At 43.6% G+C, this 21,205-nt stretch carries 19 protein-coding genes; 11 read left to right on the top strand and 8 right to left on the bottom strand.

Features of this window, described 5'->3' with window-relative positions:
• Window positions 1-260 precede the first annotated feature (260 nt).
• Complete coding sequence (locus tag L3V32_RS02355) at window positions 261-509, top strand: YciN family protein (protein ID WP_005387884.1); 249 nt, start codon at window positions 261-263, stop codon at window positions 507-509.
• 64 nt (window positions 510-573) lie between these two features.
• Here L3V32_RS02355 and aroA read toward each other — a convergent pair whose 3' ends face one another.
• Complete coding sequence (gene aroA / locus L3V32_RS02350) at window positions 574-1,854, bottom strand: 3-phosphoshikimate 1-carboxyvinyltransferase (protein ID WP_005390707.1); 1,281 nt, start codon at window positions 1,852-1,854, stop codon at window positions 574-576.
• Window positions 1,855-2,132: 278 nt separating this feature from the next.
• On the bottom strand, window positions 2,133-2,609 hold the full coding sequence (locus tag L3V32_RS02345) for a glycine zipper 2TM domain-containing protein (RefSeq protein ID WP_005390705.1): 477 nt from the start codon (window positions 2,607-2,609) through the stop codon (window positions 2,133-2,135).
• Window positions 2,610-2,648: 39 nt separating this feature from the next.
• On the opposite strand from L3V32_RS02345, the gene aat reads away from it, so the two are divergent.
• From aat to infA, 3 genes are all read left to right on the top strand, one after another.
• Window positions 2,649-3,356: a leucyl/phenylalanyl-tRNA--protein transferase gene (gene aat / locus L3V32_RS02340; protein WP_047008549.1), complete on the top strand. Its 708-nt coding sequence runs from the start codon at window positions 2,649-2,651 to the stop codon at window positions 3,354-3,356.
• Window positions 3,353-4,054: an arginyltransferase gene (locus L3V32_RS02335; RefSeq protein WP_134646945.1), complete on the top strand. Its 702-nt coding sequence runs from the start codon at window positions 3,353-3,355 to the stop codon at window positions 4,052-4,054. The genes aat and L3V32_RS02335 overlap by 4 nt, the downstream gene beginning before the upstream one ends.
• Window positions 4,055-4,135: 81 nt before the next feature.
• Window positions 4,136-4,354 carry a translation initiation factor IF-1 gene (infA, locus tag L3V32_RS02330; RefSeq protein WP_001040192.1) on the top strand — a complete coding sequence of 73 codons (219 nt, stop codon included), beginning with the start codon at window positions 4,136-4,138 and terminating at the stop codon, window positions 4,352-4,354.
• 135 nt (window positions 4,355-4,489) lie between these two features.
• Here the strand turns inward: infA and clpA are convergent, their stop codons facing one another.
• Together clpA and clpS are read right to left on the bottom strand one after the other, a co-directional pair.
• Window positions 4,490-6,757, bottom strand: a complete 2,268-nt coding sequence (clpA, locus tag L3V32_RS02325) for an ATP-dependent Clp protease ATP-binding subunit ClpA (protein WP_005390700.1) — start codon at window positions 6,755-6,757, stop codon at window positions 4,490-4,492.
• Window positions 6,758-6,807: 50 nt separating this feature from the next.
• On the bottom strand, window positions 6,808-7,128 hold the full coding sequence (gene clpS / locus L3V32_RS02320; protein ID WP_031780157.1) for an ATP-dependent Clp protease adapter ClpS: 321 nt from the start codon (window positions 7,126-7,128) through the stop codon (window positions 6,808-6,810).
• Window positions 7,129-7,832: 704 nt separating this feature from the next.
• Here clpS and cspD point away from each other — a divergent pair.
• A complete protein-coding gene (gene cspD / locus L3V32_RS02315; protein ID WP_005378407.1) occupies window positions 7,833-8,051 on the top strand; it encodes a cold shock domain-containing protein CspD in 219 nt (72 codons plus the stop codon).
• 187 nt (window positions 8,052-8,238) lie between these two features.
• Here cspD and L3V32_RS02310 read toward each other — a convergent pair whose 3' ends face one another.
• Window positions 8,239-10,464 (bottom strand): NADP-dependent isocitrate dehydrogenase, encoded by a 2,226-nt coding sequence (locus L3V32_RS02310; RefSeq protein ID WP_237283744.1) that lies wholly within the window; start codon window positions 10,462-10,464, stop codon window positions 8,239-8,241.
• 311 nt (window positions 10,465-10,775) lie between these two features.
• Here L3V32_RS02310 and L3V32_RS02305 point away from each other — a divergent pair, with 311 nt between their 5' ends.
• Entirely contained in the window at window positions 10,776-11,477 is a 702-nt protein-coding gene (locus L3V32_RS02305) for a pseudouridine synthase (RefSeq protein ID WP_114322518.1), read from the top strand.
• 98 nt (window positions 11,478-11,575) lie between these two features.
• Here L3V32_RS02305 and L3V32_RS02300 read toward each other — a convergent pair whose 3' ends face one another.
• The gene (locus tag L3V32_RS02300; RefSeq protein WP_104972064.1) at window positions 11,576-12,253 is read right to left on the bottom strand and encodes a DUF2057 family protein; all 678 of its coding nucleotides are present in this window, start codon (window positions 12,251-12,253) and stop codon (window positions 11,576-11,578) included.
• 76 nt (window positions 12,254-12,329) lie between these two features.
• Entirely contained in the window at window positions 12,330-13,361 is a 1,032-nt protein-coding gene (locus tag L3V32_RS02295; protein ID WP_006742133.1) for a porin, read from the bottom strand.
• A 515-nt stretch (window positions 13,362-13,876) separates the two neighbouring features.
• On the opposite strand from L3V32_RS02295, the gene dinG reads away from it, so the two are divergent.
• The 5 genes from dinG to xthA all read left to right on the top strand — a co-directional run bounded on the left by dinG (window position 13,877) and on the right by xthA (window position 18,359).
• Window positions 13,877-15,952: an ATP-dependent DNA helicase DinG gene (dinG, locus tag L3V32_RS02290; RefSeq protein ID WP_164666223.1), complete on the top strand. Its 2,076-nt coding sequence runs from the start codon at window positions 13,877-13,879 to the stop codon at window positions 15,950-15,952.
• A 14-nt stretch (window positions 15,953-15,966) separates the two neighbouring features.
• Entirely contained in the window at window positions 15,967-16,752 is a 786-nt protein-coding gene (locus L3V32_RS02285; RefSeq protein WP_005390688.1) for a TSUP family transporter, read from the top strand.
• Window positions 16,749-17,294 carry a primosomal replication protein gene (locus L3V32_RS02280; protein ID WP_012841995.1) on the top strand — a complete coding sequence of 182 codons (546 nt, stop codon included), beginning with the start codon at window positions 16,749-16,751 and terminating at the stop codon, window positions 17,292-17,294. The genes L3V32_RS02285 and L3V32_RS02280 overlap by 4 nt, the downstream gene beginning before the upstream one ends.
• On the top strand, window positions 17,294-17,458 hold the full coding sequence (rsmS, locus tag L3V32_RS02275) for a pleiotropic regulatory protein RsmS (protein WP_237283743.1): 165 nt from the start codon (window positions 17,294-17,296) through the stop codon (window positions 17,456-17,458). Before L3V32_RS02280 ends, rsmS begins: the two co-directional genes overlap by 1 nt.
• Window positions 17,459-17,552: 94 nt before the next feature.
• Complete coding sequence (gene xthA, locus L3V32_RS02270) at window positions 17,553-18,359, top strand: exodeoxyribonuclease III (protein ID WP_048626179.1); 807 nt, start codon at window positions 17,553-17,555, stop codon at window positions 18,357-18,359.
• A 97-nt stretch (window positions 18,360-18,456) separates the two neighbouring features.
• Here the strand turns inward: xthA and L3V32_RS02265 are convergent, their stop codons facing one another.
• Entirely contained in the window at window positions 18,457-21,177 is a 2,721-nt protein-coding gene (locus L3V32_RS02265) for an ImpA family metalloprotease (RefSeq protein ID WP_237283742.1), read from the bottom strand.
• Between the last annotated feature and the right edge of the window lie 28 nt (window positions 21,178-21,205).

Here is a 21,205-nt window from a genome sequence, read left to right as displayed (position 1 = left end):
AGACAGGGTTCTGAAAGGTATTGAGCGGCATATCTAAACAGGCAAACTTAGCATCCGCTAATCCAATGCAATAAATTTTGTTACGCATCACAAAATAGTTTCGTTCAGTGGCTCTGTCATACTCCTCCAACTAATCATACTTACACTCTAAAAATTGATCTGTTTAGGCTAAGTGAACGATTGACTGAATTAATCATGCAAACCCATTTTAGTTGTAGGTATACTCAGCGTTCTCAACTGAAATGAATGGTAGAAAAAGTATGTCTGATAGAACGTTTATCGAAGAGTTCGACCTTCTTTTGATCGCTAACCAAATCATCCAAGAGCACGATGATTACATCGAAGGGATGCGAGCAACAAGCGTAGAAGAAAAAGAAGGTGTTTTAGTTTTTAAAGGTGAATACTTCCTTGATGACAAAGGTTTACCAACTTCAAATACGACTGCAGTATTCAATATGTTCAAATACTTAGCGCATCACCTTTCCAAGGAATTTACGCTGGTTAAATAGTAGCGGAAAACAAAAAAAGCCAGAGTGTTATTCACTCTGGCTTTCCTGTTTCAGGTCAGGATATTTAGCAGCTTAAAGCCTTAAGTTTGTCGAAGTAGTCAGGGAACGTTTTCGACGTACACTTTGGATCGTTAATCGTCACAGGCGTATCACTAAGTGCCACCAGCGAAAAACACATCGCCATTCGATGATCATCGTAAGTATCAATCGCAGCATGCTTTAACTGAGAGACAGGTTTGACGATGATGTAGTCGTCCCCTTCTTCCACTTCCGCACCAACTTTACGTAATTCCGTCGCCATAGCTGACAAACGGTCTGTTTCTTTTACACGCCAGTTATAAACGTTACGAATAGCAGTAGTGCCTTCGGCAAATAGCGCTGTTGTCGCGATGGTCATTGCAGCATCAGGGATATGGTTGTAATCCATATCGATGCCTTTCAATTGACCAACACGTGAAATTACGTAGTCATCACCCCATTCAATTTCTGCACCCATTTTTTCAAGCGCATCAGCAAATTGAATATCACCTTGAATGCTGTTTTTACCGATACCCGTGACTTTAACTTCTCCGCCTTTGATGGCTGCCGCCGCTAAGAAGTAAGAAGCAGAAGACGCGTCACCTTCAACCAAGAAATCACCTGGAGCGATGTATTGCTGACCGGCAGGAATCACAAACTCTTGATAATCGTTGTTGATCACATCGACCCCAAACTGCTTCATGATATGCAGGGTGATATCGATATAAGGCTTAGAAACCAACTCGCCTTCGATGTTGATGCGAATTTCACCTTCAGCCAATGGCGCAGACATTAAGAAAGCGGTCAAGAACTGACTTGAAATGGATCCATCGATAGAAACTGTACCTGCTTTTAGGCCAGTACCGACTATTTTGAGAGGCGGAAAGTTCTCGTTTTCCATGTACTCAACGTTCGCACCAGCATCTTTCAGTGCCGTGACAAGGTGACCAATTGGGCGCTCTTTCATACGAGGTTCGCCCGTCAGTACATACTCCCCTTCTCCAAGACAAAGAGCCGCAGCTAATGGTCGCATCGCAGTGCCAGCATTACCGAGAAATAACTCTACCGGTTCTGAGACAGAAAACGGACGCCCAAGGCCTTCAACGAGACATTCTGTTTTATCTTCGGAAAGTTGGTATTGAACGCCGAGTTTAGTCAGCGCATTCAGCATATGACGGATATCATCACTGTCGAGGAGGTTAGTAAGGCGAGTTCTGCCTTTAGCAAGAGCAGCAAGTAAAAGAGCTCGATTAGAAACGCTTTTAGAGCCAGGAAGATTCACTTCCCCTTGAATTTTATTGATAGGTTGTAACGTTAGGCTTTCCATTAAAAGTTGATAATCCTTTGTGCCCTCAACATACGATTTTTTATGAGAGCTAAACAATTCTTCGTGAATTCAGACTACCCAAAAAAACACGACAAAACCAGAGCAAATCGGCGCTAATTTATGAATATACTCAAGTAGCCTAAAGATGCAGAGCCAGCGATGTAAATAAGAGCGAAAGAGGCGCGACGAAACAGCAAGCTATTTCGATTTTATTTGACGATAAGCCAGCCCTACTGTGCATGCCTGGTTAGGCTACCTTAGGTTAAAATAACGTAGGATTAATAAGCGATATCAACCCTGACTCCATCATCAAAATATAAGATACGAACTTCATCCCCTCGACTAAATAGCATATTTTTATCAACATCTTGGATAACATTAATCAGCTTGTCGCCCTTCACTTTGATGAGTAGCTCAACTAACTTATATTCAACCGTGTATTGGTAATTACTTTGGTTTTGTGCAACCGCTGCACCAGCAAGTGCACCAACTGCCGTCGCAACTTCTCGTCCAGTACCACCACCAAATTGATTGCCGACTAAACCGCCTATTGTGGCACCAAGTAGCGTTTTCCAACCATTATTTTTCGATTGAACGACCTCTTGCTGAGTAATATAACGGACAGAGTCAATCTTCCCATACACCACTTCATTTACCGGCTTGGCAACATTTCTTTCATATGCTGCGTTGGCGGCAAGTGGGAAAAACAGTATGATCCAAAGCCATACTTTCACAATATTTCTTGACCAGGTCATCATAAACTCCTCTGACTCTAATGTTGGTAACGACTTCTTATGGCTATTTATTTAACTGAACTCGATGATACGTTCAACTTTCCCTCACCGTACAAAGCACTCAGCGATCCCAATGGTTTGCTTGCTTTTGGCGGTGACTTAGATCCCATGAGAATCCTCAATGGTTACTATCAAGGCATTTTCCCTTGGTATGGTCCTGGAGAACCTATTCTATGGTGGAGCCCTTCCCCACGCGCTGTTTTTGATCCCTTAGAGTTTAAACCGTCTAAAAGTCTCAAAAAATTTCAGCGTAAACATAACTATAAAGTAACGCTCAATTTCGCGACAGAAGAAGTGATTAGACTATGTTCATCAACACGTCCTGCAGAGGAAACTTGGCTCAACGAGGACATGCAAGCGTCTTATATTGAGTTAGCTAAACTTGGTCACTGTCACTCTGTAGAAGTATGGCATGACAACGAGCTCATTGGGGGACTATATGGCATCTGCGTTGGTCAACTTTTTTGCGGAGAGTCGATGTTTAGCCTAAAAGATAACGCATCTAAAATTGCATTGTGGTACTTATGCAACCATTTGGCGTCAAAGCAAGGTCAATTAATCGATTGTCAGGTTATGAACTCGCACTTGGCATCACTTGGCGCATTTGAACTAGAGCGTAACGAGTTTATGCAAAAACTACTATCTTTAAGAGAAAAACAAACACTATTTGATACCTATAAGCCCCAAGTTTTGCAGGATTCAGTATGAGTACGGATATACAACATATTCGAATTGGATTAACGAATAATCACCCTTGCAGTTACTTGCCTGAACGGCAAGAGCGTGTGGCGGTGGCACTTGATGCAGGGCTGCATACTAAAGAAAACTATCAACTGCTGATGGCCAACGGCTTTCGTCGTAGCGGAGATACCATATATAAACCGCACTGTGAGCATTGTAATGCTTGTCAGCCAATTCGAGTCTCGATTCCGGACGTGACGCTATCAAAAAGCCAGAAGAGGCTGCTCAGTAAAGCACAGTTTTTACGCTGGGAAATGAAACCTGAAATGGATGAGGAATGGTTTGAGCTTTACAGTCGGTACATCTGCAAACGGCATAAAAACGGCACTATGTACCCACCAAAGCGTGATGAGTTTTCTCGGTTTGCCCAAACCAGCTGGTTGACCACTTCATTTTTACATATTTACGATGAGTCAAATCAATTACTCGCCATTGCGGTAACGGATGTAATGACTCAATGTTCGAGTGCGTTTTATACTTTTTTTGACCCTGACTACCCGTTATCTCTTGGCACTTTGGCAGTGCTCTATCAAATAAAATACTGCCAAGAAAACAAACAACAGTGGCTTTATTTGGGTTATCAGATTGATGAGTGTCCAGCAATGAACTACAAAACACGCTTTCAACGCCACCAAAGGCTAGTAAATCAGCGTTGGCGAGGGTAGAATACGCCTCAACTTTACATAATTACTATTTAGCGGCAGAATATAGCCCGCTAATATTGCCTAATTTCTAAAGAGGATTAAATGGCTAAAGAAGACGTAATCGAGATGCAAGGCACGGTCCTTGACACTCTACCAAACACTATGTTCCGTGTTGAACTTGAAAACGGTCACGTTGTGACTGCTCACATCTCTGGCAAGATGCGTAAGAACTACATCCGTATCCTAACGGGTGACAAAGTAACTGTAGAGATGACTCCATACGACCTGTCAAAAGGCCGCATCGTCTTCCGCGCTCGTTAATCTCTGATTTTCGGATGCAATAAAAAACGGAGCAGTTTGCTCCGTTTTTTATTGCATGATTTTTATTTCCGAGTAGGTTCAGACAAACAAAAAGCGCACGATAAAATCGTGCGCTTTTACTTCCCTACGGAGCAATTAATGCATCGCAGCCTCTTTCTCACTCAAATATTCAAATTTAAGTGTGTCGTTTACTAGCGTTACTTTCACAGTGCCGCCGTCGACTAGAGAGCCAAACAACAATTCATTAGCCAAAGGTTTCTTAAGTTGCTCTTGGATAACACGTCCCATTGGGCGAGCACCCATCGCCTTATCATAACCTTTATTCGCTAACCAATGGCGTGCATCTTGCGATACCTCCATTGATACGCCACGAGCATCAAGTTGCACCTGCAGTTCAACAATAAACTTATCAACAACTTGATGGATAACGCTTTCATCAAGGCTGTTAAACCAGATGATGTTATCAAGACGGTTACGGAACTCAGGAGTGAATACCTTCTTAATTTCCGCCATCGCATCGTGACTGTTGTCTTGCTGAATCAAACCAATTGATTTCTTCTCAGTTTCAGCCACACCCGCGTTGGTTGTCATAACGAGGATGACATTACGGAAGTCTGCTTTACGACCGTTGTTGTCCGTTAGCGTACCATTATCCATCACTTGCAATAGCAAATTAAAGATATCTGGATGCGCTTTCTCAATCTCATCAAGCAATACGACTGAATGTGGGTGCTTGATAACAGCGTCTGTCAGCAAGCCACCTTGGTCGTAACCGACATAACCAGGAGGTGCACCAATTAAGCGACTCACGGAGTGACGCTCACCATATTCCGACATATCAAAACGAAGTAGCTCGATCCCTAGAAGCTTAGATAGCTGCACCGTCACCTCTGTTTTACCCACCCCAGTAGGGCCAGCAAACAAGAATGAACCAACTGGTTTGTTATCCACGCCCAAACCTGCACGTGTCAGCTTGATCGCTTCGGATAATGCATCAATCGCATTATCTTGACCAAATACCAACATCTTCATCTTGCTATCTAGGTTCTTCAAGATGTCTTTATCTGAAGAAGAAACCGACTTCTCTGGGATTCGTGCCATCTTGGCAACCATCGCTTCGATATCGGCAACACCAACCGTTTTCTTACGGCGGCTTGCAGGAGCAAGACGACTGCGAGCGCCAGCTTCATCAATGACATCAATGGCTTTATCTGGTAAATGACGTTCATTGATGTATTTCGCCGAAAGTTCTACCGCGGCACGCAGTGCTTTATTAGTGTAACGTACTTCATGGTGTGCTTCGTACTTCGGCTTCAAGCCCATCAAGATTTTAGTTGTGTCATCCAGAGAAGGCTCTACAACGTCTATCTTTTGGAAACGACGGGACAACGCACGCTCTTTCTCGAAAATGTTGCTGTATTCTTGGTATGTAGTCGAGCCGATACAACGCAACTTACCGCTACTTAGTAGAGGTTTGATAAGGTTTGCGGCATCAACTTGACCACCAGAAGCCGCACCCGCACCGATGATTGTGTGTATCTCATCGATGAACAAAATTGCATCTTCTTCTTTTTCAAGCTGTTTCAAAATCGCCTTGAAGCGTTTTTCAAAATCACCACGGTACTTAGTACCAGCCAATAGAGAACCAATATCCAATGAGTAAATCACGCTGTTTTGAATAACTTCCGGGACCTGCCCTTCTACAATTCGCCAAGCAAGACCTTCTGCGATGGCTGTTTTACCTACCCCGGCTTCACCCACTAGTAATGGGTTATTCTTGCGGCGGCGGCAAAGTACTTGAATAGTGCGCTCTAGCTCTTTATCGCGACCAATCAGTGGATCGATATTGCCATCTTTAGCGACCTGATTAAGGTTAGTCGCAAAGCTTTCCAAACGTTCTTCAGAATTCGGCTCTTCGACACTCTCTGAACTGAACGAATCTGATGATGGGTCTTCGCTTGCACCTGACGCTTTAGTAATACCATGGGAGATAAAGTTAACAATATCTAATCGGGAGATGTCGTTTTTCTTCAGTAAGTAGGCGGCATGCGACTCTTGCTCACTGAAGATCGCCACAAGCACGTTTGCACCTGTTACTTCGTTGCGGCCAGACGACTGTACATGAAAGACGGCGCGTTGTAGCACACGTTGAAAACTCAAAGTCGGCTGAGTTTCACGCGTCTCATCACTGTCTGGGATAAGAGGCGTAGTTTGATCGATGAATATATCGAGCTCGTTACGTAAAGCGTCAAGATCCGCTTTACAAGCTAAAAGGGCTTCCTTAGCTGCATCATTTTCCAATAATGCAAGTAGGAGGTGTTCGACAGTCATAAACTCGTGGCGTTTATCTCTCGCCCGAGCAAATGCACCGTTAAGGCTTGACTCTAGTTCTTTATTTAGCATAAGTACCTCCCGAAAAAACAACTTGGGTTGTTCGAGCAAGTCTTCTTTGTTTACGCTTGCTCCATAGTGCAAAGTAGCGGATGTTCATTTTCCCTTGCGTACATCGTAACTTGCGCTACTTTTGTTTCGGCAATTTCTGCACTGTATGTGCCACAGATTGCCTTTCCTTCATAGTGAATCTTGAGCATGATCTGAGTCGCTTTATCAATGTCATGTGAAAAGAATCGCTCAAGTACCTCTATGACGAAATCCATAGGTGTATAGTCATCATTATTTAGTACAACGTTGTACAGCTTAGGTGGCTGAACTTTCGTACTTTCTCGCTCCAGAAGATCAGAGTCCGGAGTGACCCATTCAAAATTTTTACTCATGGCAATTCAAAGATATCGTATCAAAGGGTTGATGTTTTCGACCTATAAAAACAATCTACCACAAGCGTGCAGCGCGGTGTAGTGAGATATGGCACCGAATTCGATCTTTGATCGATAAAAGTTGCTACCTAATATAGAGACTAATGCAGGTCTTGAGGGGGCGCAAATAAAAGATGCTTGTCGATAAGTTACACATTTTTACTTATAAAATAACTTTCTTTTTACCCCCTCCGAGCTATTGCGAAACATCTCTCAGTCTTCTACCGAGATCACACTTCCTAACTGAGAATGGGGTAATTATCACGAAAACTTCATTTTTTATTCAGTTAGAGGATTCATCTATCATAAGCAACACGAACAGTATGGTTTTTCCAGTGAATACTACTTTGCAGGCTAATTGACCAAACTTCCGCGTATATACGAAAAACTGTTTGCAAATTTGTTAATCTCAAAAGTGATTTGTTTTCAATTATGTTTCTGTTTGTTGCTTAATGCTATTGACTGTCGGGATTCATTGACTACAGTGGAAAGTGTTGATGCATAAATCGTCATTTTGAATCCATTTGTTTTTAAGCAGCTTGGTGAATGTGATTTCTCATTGACTAGATGTTTGTTAGCGTTCGCTGACAATAGTAGTACCAGGTTAAAGGTATAACTTGGTTGTTGTAACAACTCAGTAAAAAATGCATGAGGGATGTAAAAGCATGGCTACAGGTACAGTAAAGTGGTTTAACAATGCCAAAGGATTTGGGTTTATTTGTTCAGATGAAGAAGAGGGAGATATCTTTGCCCACTACTCAACTATCCAGATGGACGGTTATCGTACACTGAAAGCAGGCCAACAAGTCTCATACGAGATTGAAAAAGGTCCCAAAGGCTGTCACGCGAGTAGCGTCGTGCCTCTTGAAGGTCAAGCCAAATAATTAGAGCGCTGTCGAAAAATAAAAATATTGCTCTCGAAACGTCATTTTGATGTTCTGAAGAGAAAAATAAACCCGCCAAGATAGCGGGTTTCTTACTATTTGTAGCTTATGAAATACAGATAGACCACATACAAAGTATTGATAAAAGAAGAAACACGCCGAAAGCGACGTGCTCTTTTCATCTATTTTACTTGTTAATGATCGCGTTAAAGGTTTCGCTTGGGCGCATCAACTTAGAAACCAATGCATCATCTAGCAGATAGTAACCGCCCAGTTCTCCTTTCACACCCTGTGCGTTGTTTAGCTCAGCGACGATTTTTTCTTCATGCTCTGACAACGCTTTCGCAATCGGTGCAAACTCAGCAGCGAGATCAGCATCGTCTGTTTGCTCGGCAAGTGCTTTCGCCCAGTAAAGTGCGAGGTAGAAATGACTACCTCGGTTATCTAATTCGCCCACTTTACGTGACGGAGACTTGTTGGTATCTAAAAACTCACCAGTCGCTTTGTCTAGCGTATCCGCCAAAACTTGCGCTTTCGGGTTGTTTGCCACCACACTTAGATGTTCTAGGGATGCAGCTAGTGCTAAGAACTCACCTAAAGAATCCCAACGAAGGTGATTCTCTTTTTCTACTTGTTGAACATGCTTAGGAGCAGAACCACCAGCACCTGTTTCAAATAGACCACCGCCATTCATCAATGGAACGATAGATAGCATCTTAGCTGACGTGCCTAACTCTAGAATTGGGAACAGGTCTGTTAGGTAGTCACGAAGAACGTTACCTGTTACAGAGATAGTATCCAGACCCGCTTTCATACGCTCTAGCGAGTACTTACAAGCATCAACAGGAGATAGGATCTTAATCTCTAGACCGTCAGTATCGTGCTCTGGTAAGTAGGTATTTACTTTCTTAATGAGTTCAGCATCGTGCGCACGGTTTTCGTCTAGCCAGAATACGGCTGGAACACCTGTTGCACGTGCGCGAGTCACTGCTAGCTTAACCCAATCTTGGATTGGTGCGTCCTTCACCTGACACATACGGAAGATATCGCCTTCTTCAACCGCTTGCTCTAACAATACGTTACCCGCAGTATCAACAACGCGAACAGTACCCGCTGCGTCTAGAATAAATGTCTTGTCGTGAGAACCATACTCTTCTGCCTTTTGAGCCATTAAGCCAACGTTAGGCACGCTACCCATAGTGGTCGGGTCAAATGCGCCGTGCTCTTTACAGAAATCAATCACCGCTTGGTAAATACCTGCGTAGCTACGATCTGGTATCATCGCTTTGGTGTCTTTTTGTTTACCATCTGGTCCCCACATTTGACCAGAAGAGCGAAGCATTGCTGGCATAGAAGCATCTACAATGATGTCGCTTGGTACATGTAAGTTTGTGATACCACGATCAGAGTCAACCATCGCAAGCTCTGGTTGAGTTTGGTAAACCGCTTGAATTGCCGCTTCAATTTCTGCTTTTTGTGCTTCAGGTAGAGACTCAATTTTCGAGTAAACATCACCAATGCCATTGTTTACATCAACGCCCAGTTCTTCAAACAGCTTACCGTATTTATCGAAAACGTCTTTGTAGTAAACTTTTACTGCATGGCCGAAAATGACTGGGTCAGAAACCTTCATCATCGTCGCTTTCATATGAAGAGACAACAGCACGTCTTGTGCTTTCGCTTCAGCAATCTCTTTCTCGAAAAATTCAACCAGCGCCTTCTTCTTCATGACTGAAGTGTCAATGACTTCTTTATCTAGTAATGGGAAAGCCGGCTTAAGCTCTTTAACTGTACCGTCATTACCGACGAACTCGATTTTGACCTCTGTTGCGCCAGAGATAGTCGTAGACTTTTCGCTACCAAAGAAGTCATTGTCTGACATGCTCGCAACATGAGACTTAGATTCTGATGACCACGCACCCATCGAATGTGGATTTTTCTTCGCGTAGTTCTTAACCGAAGTTGGAGCACGACGGTCTGAGTTACCTTCACGAAGTACTGGGTTAACCGCACTACCTTTGATTTTGTCGTAAGCCGCTTTAATCGCTTTCTCTTCGTACGTGCTCGGTTCTTCTGGGTAGTTTGGTAAATCGTAACCTTTCACCTGAAGCTCTTTAATCGCCGCTTTAAGCTGAGGAACTGAAGCAGAAATGTTAGGCAGCTTGATGATATTTGCTTCTTGAGTTTGAGCCAGTTCACCAAGCTCAGTTAACGCATCGCCAATGCGCTGTTCTTCTTTTAGATGCTCTGGGAAGTTAGCGATAATTCGACCTGCTAGTGAAATATCACGAGTATCTACATTGATGCCAGACGATGCTGTGAATGATTGAATGATTGGTAGTAATGAATAAGTTGCTAGCGCCGGCGCTTCATCAGTGATGGTGTAGATAATTGTAGGTTTTTCTGTAGGCATGAAATTTCCCTATTTTTTAATCAACTTGTTGGCTGATCAACTCAGCGTCTGAGTTGGTTTAATTGACGCATTGCTGCACGTTAGCAGTACATGTCTCCTCACTAACGCCACATGCGGTTCGCACTCTTTGTTGTAGTTTGAAGCTCTGGGCTCTGAATCCATGAGTGCACTGATATAATTAAACAAATAACACGAATTAGTCTATCATTCTGTGCGCGTTTGTTAGTTTTAGGCGCGCAAATCATATCCGATCATGAGAAAACTTAAAACTTTCAAACACAGTTCATTTACATTTTTGCAGGGTAGTTAACATGTCATCTCGTACAGGTCATGAAAAAGGTCGCGGTCGCAATCAATCCCAAACGGGCCGATTTAAACACTCAGGAGCTCGCAATAGCTCAAAGACTCGTACTCAAACAAACCGTCGCCCTGTTCGCTCAGCAAGAAACCAAAAGCCAAAAGTGGATCCAAAAGACCGTAAAGTCATTATTTTCAACAAGCCTTACGACACGCTCAGTCAATTTACCGATGGTGATGGTCGCAAAACGTTAGCGGACTATATCCCAATCAAAGATGTCTATGCGGCTGGCCGATTGGACCGAGACAGCGAAGGTTTGATGGTGCTCACTAACGACGGCATCTTACAGGCGAAGCTCACGCAGCCAAAGTCAAAATCGCCGAAGACTTATTGGGTTCAAGTCGATGGCGCTCCTCAAGAGCAAGATCTTGAAAAATTGAGAAAGGGAGTAGAGCTAAAAGATGGTATGACCCTACCAGCCGAAGTTGAAGTGATTCCAGAACCACAAGTCTGGGATAGAACCCCTCCTGTTCGTTTTCGGGCAAATATCCCAACAACTTGGCTAGCCATTACCATTATTGAAGGAAGAAATCGCCAGGTGCGTCGCATGACTGCACACATTGGCTTCCCTACTTTGCGCCTCATCCGTCATTCGATGGGTGATATCGTCCTTAACGACCTAATGCCTGGTGAATGGAGAGAAATCTCTCTCTAATACGGCAGAAAAGATAAAAGCAGGCTTAAAGCCTGCTTTTTAGATTCTTGGAAGCGTTTCAACTTCTTCCGTCAAACCCTATCTAACAAATTAAGGGATTACTGCTCAGCTAGCCAGTTTTTAAATGCCTCTTTTTCCGCTGGAGACGCTTTATTGTACATCGTCTTTAATACATCAACCATTGGACTGTCTTCAGGCACTGTTATTGTTCGGGTATCGCTAGTCTCAACTCGAGGCTCGATATCACTTACTGATTGTTGATGCTGATTCACAGTTACATAACTAACGGCAACACTCGCGATACCGCCAGCAATATTGTAGTTACGAGATTCTTGAGGGTAATTACGACCAATTTGAACACCATCTGACTCTAATACATCTTCGACCAAAGCAATAGGTTGACCTTTGGTGTCCAGCAGTTGCCAATCTAAAGGTGAGATGTTGTTTTGCGCTTGACGAAGAGTTTTAAACTCTGGTAGTTCAAACTTTAGTTTTTCATTTTCAACATCAAACTTAGCGATGATCACGTCACTGTAAACTGTCTTAAGGTTTTCGTTTGTTTCAAAAGCAGGTTGATATTTGAAGACAATTTGGTTAGTTCCGTCGGGGATCTCAATTGTCTTCTCACTAGAGAAAAGTCCCCCCTCAAGTTTTGGCTTCTCCATATTGACGGCCAGTAACTTCACGTCTTCTGGAACCACTAAAGTCGTTGCAGCATAAAGGTTTGTACTGGCAAGAATAGACAACGCCATTGCCACTTTTAATGATAACTGCATAGAGTTTTTCATCCTTATCTTCATAGTAAAAGACCCAGCATATAGCTGGGTCTTACAATATCAAACTGGGTATTGATTACCAGTAGAAACGTGCACCAACACCGAAGTCAGTTTTAGAATCAGTTTCTGCAGTTGTTTTACCAGCTTCTAGCTTATCACCATCAAAATTGTAACCCGCTTCTGCGAATACGCGAGCCCATTTAGAGAACTTGTATTCAACGCCAGCGTAAAACTTAGATTGGTCGCCATCTTTCTTGCCAGATTTGTCAGAAGATGACATTACTAGCTCGTAGCCAGAGTAAAGTGTTGTTTTAGGAGCTACAGCGAACATGCCTGCTAGAGAGATACCGTGAGAATCGATAGTCTCGTTAGCTGCTTTGTCTTCATTTTCGTTGTAGTAGTACGTAGCACCTAGAGTGTGCTCATCTAGAGCGTATTCAGCAGTTACTTCGAAAGATAGGTTCTCAGTGTTGTTACCTTTAGAAGCAATCTTGTTCTCAGAAGAAAGAACGCCAGCGTGTACAGATAGGTCATTGAAAGACTTACCTACGAATACTTCGCGGATTTCTTCGTTTTGATCTTTCTCACCTAGCGCGTAACCAGCTTTTAGCCAGAATGCGTCATTTTCGTAAGCGTATTTAATTTGAGAAGAGTTGTTCCACGCGTGTCCGTAAAGAAGTGCAGAACCACCGAAGAAGTATGAGTAATCAGCTCCGTAGATGTCATCAGCCCAAGTACCTTCTTTACCAAAACGAAGTGTACCCATATCGCCCATGTCGAAGCCAAAGATGTGACGGCGTACGTATACTGAGTCATCAGTACGCTCGCTTGAATCAGCACCTGCACCGTAGTTGTCACCTAGAGCAACACCGATTTCAACTTCACCTAGAACTTTTAGGTTGTCGTTTACAACGTAAACACCATTTACACCCATACGAGAAGAGCTAGTGTTTAGCTCTGCAGTGTGGTCTGTGCTGTCTAGGAATAGAAGAGTTGGACGTAGCTGACCGTAGAAATCTACAGAACCTTCTTCAGATTTGAATACTTCAGCTGCGTTCACTGAAGTTGCAGACGCAACTACAGCTAGTGCTAATAGAGTTTTTTTCATAATTAATCCACTGCCTTTTCTTAGTTCGGGATATCCTTGTCCGGTTCCCTTTTTTTATATGTTTGAGATAGAGCGTTAACAAAACGTTATACAGCGCCTTCTCAAAATCTGGAGCTAAGAGTGCAAAAGATTATTCTGGCTGTCAAATTTTCTAAATACCAATGTAAAAAAACAAAAATAACATTTAAAAACAATAACTTGAAAAATTTATCTTTATTTATTCGACGAACATCTAATCAATCCTCTTGATTTTTCATAATTTATAAAACCATTAACAATGAGATTTTAAACCCAAAACAAATACTAAAAAACACAATATATAGAATAAAAAACCATACAAATATCATATTTGGAGTTTTATATTTTTCATATAATGAAATTAATTTCATTTAGATAAGGTTCAATATTTTTTTGTGAAGAAGATCTACATTCCTCATAAAAGCATTCCGTTTTGTGAACTACTGTACAACTAGTGATGTGTGCTACTATTCGCCTCCAACGCATTTGAGGCCCGTATGCTGACCAGTAACATTCAAAAATCGATTCGTAATAGCTATCAAAACCTGCAAGATCAACTTGATAACTTTGTACCTAGAAGAGCACAAAACTACCTTGTTGCAGAGATTGCAAAAACGCTGTGCGGTCAGTACCACAAATCTAACCGAATACTGGTTGCAGAAGCAGGGACTGGAATTGGTAAGTCGCTCTCCTATCTAATGGCTGCCATCCCCGTGGCTGTACATAACAATAGAAAAGTGGTTATCTCAACGGCGACCGTAGCTCTGCAAGAGCAGCTCATAAATAAAGACCTCCCTCTTTTTCGTCGGATTACCGACCGAGAGTTTTCTTTTATTTTGGCAAAAGGCCGTCAACGCTATTGTTGTGCAGAAAAACTTGCTTCATCTTGTGGTGCTGATGGTGGTCAGTTAGCCATGTTCGAAACCAAGCCTAAGCAAAAAGATATAGAGCTGTTGGAAACAATGCATCGCTCTCTTGCGCAAGGTAAATGGGATGGTGACCGTGATTCTTGGCCTAAAACCATCGATGATAAGCTTTGGCAACTGATTGTCAGTGATAAACACAGTTGCAATAACAGTCTACCGGGCCATCGCGGCTGTCCATTTCAAAAAGCGCGCTCGGAGCTGGATAAGAATGATGTCATCATTGCGAACCACTCTCTCGTCATGGCAGACGCAGACTTGGGGGGCGGAGTAATCTTACCTGAGCCAGAAAACACGATATACGTCTTTGACGAGGCACATCACTTACCTCACGTCGCCCGCGATCATGCTTCAGCATCTGCGAGCTTAAAAGGTGCGGCAGCATGGCTTGAGAAGTTAAATCAGTCGATTAGCAAGTTTTCGTCGCTCGCAGACGAGAAGCGCGTAGCTCGATTTCGCAACGACCTTCAAGACGCGGTTCAGAACTTGATACCAGCACTGACTCAACTGCCTAAACAGTTCGATCCAGCTCAATTTGAAGAGAGTATCTACCGCTTTGAGCACGGTGAACTACCAGAATGGCTAGAGAACCAATCCAAAGAGTTAAAGCAGTTCAGTAAAAAAGCAAATCAAAGTGTGGCAAAAATTGCCGACCTTATTGCGGAAAGAGTAAAAGATGGGGAGCTTGCGACAAGATTGGCTGAACCAGCGCTTGCAGAGCTCGGCTTCTACATTCAAAGGTTAGAAAACCTAGCGCAAGTCTGGCACTTGATGGCTGAGCCAACTCGTGAAAAAGGTGCGCCTTTGGCTCGCTGGTTAGAAACCCACCCCGATCGCGAGGGTGATTTCATTGTGAGTGTTTCTCCGCTTGAAATTGGATGGCAACTCGACCAACAAATTTGGAGCAGGTGCATTGGCGCCATTTTAGTTTCCGCAACGATGCGTGCATTAAACTCCTTCCATTACTTTTGCCATCAGGTTGGTATTGATGGAAAACCAGAATCAGGCACACAGTTTTTAGCGCTTGCGTCACCATTCGATTACCAAAACCAGGCAGAATTGCTCATCCCTGCGATGAAATATGAACCACCAGCGCCTCAATTTACTGAATATCTTATCGAGATATTGCCTAAGTACTTGGAAGACAAGAAAGCCAACTTAGTATTATTCTCATCCTATTGGCAGATGAACCAAGTTGCGAAGGCGCTGTCTTCGGAGTTCATAAAAAAAGGCTGGGCGTTGCAAGTTCAAGGTGAAAGCTCACGTCAAGAAATTCTAAAAAAACATAAAAATCTAATAGAATCAAATAAAACCAGCATCTTATTTGGTACTGGCAGTTTCTCTGAGGGGCTAGATTTACCTGGCGAATTACTTGAAAACTTGGTGATTACAAAAATTCCATTTGGTGTTCCAACCTCTCCTGTCGAACAGGCTCACTCCGAATATATCGAGAAAAAAGGTGGGAACCCATTTATGCAAATAACTGTACCTGACGCAAGCAAAAAGCTGATCCAGAGCGTAGGTCGCTTACTGCGTAAAGAGAGAGATTCTGGTAGAGTAACGATTCTTGATCGACGCCTAGTCACTAAGCGATACGGACAAGCCTTAATCGACTCACTACCTCCATTTAAACGTAAAATAGAATATTAGAAGAATCACCATTTATGGAAATGATTGAGCCAACTATGCTGTTGGTGTTGGCGCTTGTCGCTTTTGTCGCTGGATTTATTGATGCAGTTGCCGGTGGTGGTGGCATGCTAACCGTACCTGCTCTACTATCGTTGGGCTTGCCGCCTCATATTGCACTAGGCACCAATAAACTTGCGGCTACCTTTGCCTCTTCTACTGCGGCATTTACGTACTACAAGAAACGTTTATTCAAGCCCCAATGCTGGGGAAGAGCATTTGTAGCGACGCTTGTCGGAGCAACATTAGGTACCCTACTTGTGGACGCGATTAGCACGGATTGGCTAGAAAAAGGGTTACCTCTTGTTATTTTAGCGGCGGCGTTATACACCGTCTTCCATAAAACACCGCACTCTCCTCATCAAAGTCCAATTCCCGAGCCTTGCCCAAAACTTCATAGAAAACAGTACATGCAAGGATTATCCATAGGGTTCTATGACGGGCTCGCAGGGCCTGGAACTGGGGCTTTTTGGACGGTCAGTTCAATGGCTCTGTATCGGCTGAATATCTTGCTCGCCTCTGGCTTAGCAAAAGCAATGAACTTTACCAGCAACTTTACCTCTTTGATTACGTTTGCAGTCCTCGGTCATATCAACTGGGTGCTAGGCTTAACAATGGGGGTATGTTTAATGGCTGGCGCTTTTGTTGGCGCGCATTCCGCCATTCGGTTTGGTTCTAAATTCATTCGCCCTGTATTTGTTACTGTCGTCAGTATACTGGCCATAAAATTGGCTTATGACGCATGGTTTGTAGGTTTGTCATGAACATTTCTCAACTCCAGGAAAACCTAGAACAAATGGCGAAGCAAGCCGCTGTTCTTGACCGTCAAAGAGGCGAACACCATGTTCCGCTTTTTGATGAGCGCTTATTTGGTTGTCGCTCTCGCTTACTTACTCCTTGCGTAAAAGAAGCAAAAGCTACGCTGGATGCGATTGTGCGTGAGCAAAATGAAGGTAAGCTCACCGCTTTGCGTGCTGAGTACCTCACTGAACGGTTAGTAGCGCAAATCGGTGCGATTCAACGCGAGATTTCTACCACCAAAATTCGCAAGAATGAGATCAAACATAGCAGCCATTTCCGCAAGCCTATTAACGTGCTTTACCAGGAACTCGCTCAACACCAAGAGTGGGCAAGACGCTTGCGCGAAATGGTGTTAGAAAAAGAACGTGCTGTCGAAACCGCTCCTAGTTTTATGCGTGCCGAGGCTCAGAAAGTGTTACTAGCGACCGAGCAACGTTTGGCACGTTGTGAGGCAGCGCTTCTGAAACTAGAGAACCAAATTACACATAGGGAAAAACACCAATAATGGCCGATCAACTAACCTCGCCTTTAGATGACGCACCTGAAGAGATCAAATTGGCTGTCGATTTGATCTATTTACTTGAGAGCAATGAGATAGATCCAGAAGTTGCGCTTAACGCTTTGAAGATCGTGCAAAACGACTTAGAAAACAAATTAAAAGCAAAGTAGCCCAACGTTTCGCTCCTTTCACCGAGACTCGTTTTCAGTGCTCTTGCACAATGATACTATTCATAAAAAAGTACGCCCTCAAAAAGGATAAACAATGAAAGTAATCAGCTTTAACATCAATGGACTACGTGCGCGACTGCACCAACTCCAAGCGCTAATCGACAAACACCAACCAGATGTGATTGGCCTTCAGGAAATTAAAGTTCACGATGAAGCATTCCCGATTGAAGCTGTCGAAGCCATGGGCTACAAAGTGTATTTCCATGGTCAAAAAGCGCATTACGGCGTCGCAATGCTTTGTAAGCAAGAACCTCTACACGTACAAAAAGGGTTCCCGACGGATAACGAAGAGCACCAAAAGCGCATGATCATGGCAACGTTTTTAAATGAAAACGGCGAAAAGGTCACGGTGCTAAACGGCTACTTCCCTCAAGGGGATAACATCAGCCACGAAACAAAATTCCCATACAAACGTCAGTTTTATAAAGATCTGATGACCTACCTAAACGATCATCACAATAGTGACGAGCAATTGATTGTTATGGGTGACATCAACATCAGCCCTATTGATGCAGATATCGGTATCGGCGAACCAAACCGTAAGCGTTGGCTAAAAACAGGTAAATGTTCATTCCAACCGGAAGAGCGCGAATGGCTGAAAACCTTGCTAGATTGGGGCTTTGAGGACACCTTCCGCAAGCTATATCCAGAAGTGAACGATCAATTCTCGTGGTTTGATTATCGCTCTCGCGGATTTGATGATAACCGAGGTCTACGAATTGATGTCATTTTGGCGACCCCTTCTCTCGCGCAAAAATGTATTGAGTCGGGTATCGATTATGAATTGCGCGGTATTGAAAAACCTTCAGACCACGCTCCAATTTGGTCGACGTTCAAGTAATACATAACTGAGCAATAAGCGGGACTCAACGCTAAGCTTAACCCATGAAAAAGGGAGACTCTGTCTCCCTTTTTCATGCAAGTTACTTTCTACTCAGCTAGTTCAGCGGCCAAACCGTTTGACCATCAACACTGACTGGCGTTTGAGCAAATTCGTTCAGACAGTAGCCGGTATTGCTGCTTGCAAAGTAAGTGAGAGGCATCGGCGGTAGATTCAGCGCCACAACCTGCTGTTTCGCTTTTTCTGCGAACGAGAAGCCCCACATATCTAAATAGCTCGTCATGTCTCGCTGAGAGATGTAGCTCAGAGCAATAAGCAACCAGTCGTTGTTTGAGATGCTATTTGCCTCTTCACGAGAGTAGTTGGCGAAACCAATACTCAATCGTCTCTCATTCCAAAGCGCATCATCCGATTTCAAGCGGTTAAACTCACGTTCAATCAGGTGCAATCGCGCCAATAAATGCCAACCATTTTGCAGTACACCTTCATGCTGCGTCGCCATCATCATTTGAATGTAAACGCGAGCTCCCCAACTCCAACCAGTTTGATTTTGCGCTGCCATGTAAGCGTTTGGATCCGCTTGAGTTCGGCTTGCTTGCAATAATTCAAACTGGCCTTTGAAATCCAAGCTTTGGCAAGTTGAAACTTTCCCCGTATTCTGGAAGAAACGAGACTTACTGTAATACGAATAGTAATTGGTCGTTGAATGCCCTTCCCAGCCTGCAAATCGGAATCGACCTTTTTCCAAGCCATGACCAAGCTCATGTAAATCACCGTGACCGAGTGGGCTGAATGACCAGTAAGCATCGTATGGGTTACCAGAACAGCCGTAACCACACGTCGCTTGGTCAGCGTTCATATGCTTCACCATATCAATATTGGCGATTTCCCAACCTTGATTTTTGGCATACTGGATAATTTCCGGAACCTCATCGATACCCGGCCCTTGGAAACCAGCCAAGACATGTGGGTAGTTATGAACATACTCTTCTGTCGCCAGCGCCATTTCAGCCGGTGTCGACCACATCTCATCGTTGACAGATTCAAGCATTTTGTCACGTTTAGAGTGTACCTCAAATCCAGGCGTGATCAGTTCAGCCCAATCGAACAAATTCGCTTCAAGCTCCTGAATAAACGCATCGTTATCCTTTTCACTTCTCCATACAGGGTGTTGCGCTACATGGCTAAATGTTAGAGCTACTGGTACATCATTATTGTTAAAGTGAACCTGGATAGGCCCGCCATAAGGTGAAGTCAGCGTGATGGTTTCACCCGGCTTCACCTCATAGGCGAAAGAAGTCAGCATTTTTGGTCGCGTGTATCCATCTTTGCTGAACTCATGAGTTGCGCCACTTCTTAAACTGTTGATGACAATTTTAGTCGTCACTTCATTACTGTCATTGCGCGTGACCGTAAAGGTCTCCCCAGGAAGCGCATACACACCAGCAGAGCGGAAGTTACGCTTTGATTCCATATTAATCGTTGCGCTGATTCTCTTTACTTCAGGGCTAAACTCACTACGGCTGAAGTTCCCCATATTTGGTTGTTTTGGGTTCACGCTTCGGCTGTTGTATTGTACGTAATCGGCAAAATACGATTTTAGGAATTCGGTCGTTTGGGTTGATTGTTTGTCCATTGGGAACACAACCGTTTGACGATAGTGATCAGCCAGCAATACCATGAGTTTTTCGTATTGGTAGCCATCTTGATTAAACAAATCTACTTTTTGTTCATCAAGCTTTTTCAACCGATGGCGAATACTGTTTGCCCCTGCATAAAATTGACTTTCCATATTCGCAGTGTCAGGACAAGATTTGTCATCACACTGTGACAAGTCAACATTGAAGTTTTGAGATTCAAAACGAGACAACAGCGCTTGTTGCGTAGCAACAGAGTCTGGCACGAAGTTCATGAGTGATGAAGGCGCCCAATCAACCAAGCCTAACTTACGCCAATAGTTATCTCCCACATAATCAACATGGAATTTTTCCAAAATGTCTCGGCCAAGTTCAGTTAGTCCTCCATCCCAATGTAGGTATAGAACAGGAATTTGGGCTTGCTCAGCGTATGCCAGAGCATCGAGTACTTGTTGGTTGGTGTCGCCAGATTGCAGATGCTGTGACAAGATCAATAAGTTTGGAGTATTGGTTTGCAAGCAGCTAAGTAGCTTCGAACCATCGCATAGGTTGGCCTCGTTAAACGCCAACTCTTGTGAAACATTGTCTTTCAACCAATTCCGAGTCGCTTGCTCATCAGGGAAGTAATAAGACTGATCCATTTGCGCGATGACAACGTTTGAAGTAGCTCCGCCTGACAACCAAGTGACCAGGTTGCTTAGCCATTGAGTCATCGCTGCATTCGAAGACTCGGGAAAGCGTTGTGCCGTTCTAAATGGGTTGCTACCTAATAGCGCATAACGTTGACCATTAGCGTTTTCTCCAGCAACGCCAATTGACAACGCCTGATCTTTATAACCGCTAGCCATGGCCTTGTTGGTCATCAAGATGGTGTCGTTGAACCCATACTGAGGTGCCAAGATCGCTGCATCATGGGTTGGATCCCAATAAAGGCCAGAAAGGTTTTTCGCAATTGCAGATTTGATCGTATTCGACTGTTTCTTGTGCCCTTCCACAACTTGCCGACTTTCTCGGATGAAATCGTTCGGATCAGAAACGAGCAGTGCATTACCAGTTTCCAGAGCTTGTTGAACTGGAGCTGGCGTTGGTTTTACTTGAGCATTAGATTGTGACTCTCCCTCTCCCCCACCACATCCAGTGGCAACGGCGGCAAGGCCCAACGATAGAATTGTTTTTTTCATTTTTACTTACTAAACAATGGGTTTATCA

Origin of the sequence: Vibrio sp. J2-4 (genome assembly GCF_021728155.1) — a bacterium.
In the GTDB taxonomy this organism is placed as follows: Bacteria; Pseudomonadota; Gammaproteobacteria; order Enterobacterales; family Vibrionaceae; genus Vibrio; species Vibrio diabolicus.
The sequence above is the reverse complement of the archived record's forward strand: the minus strand, read 5'-3'. Positions and strand labels throughout refer to the sequence as shown.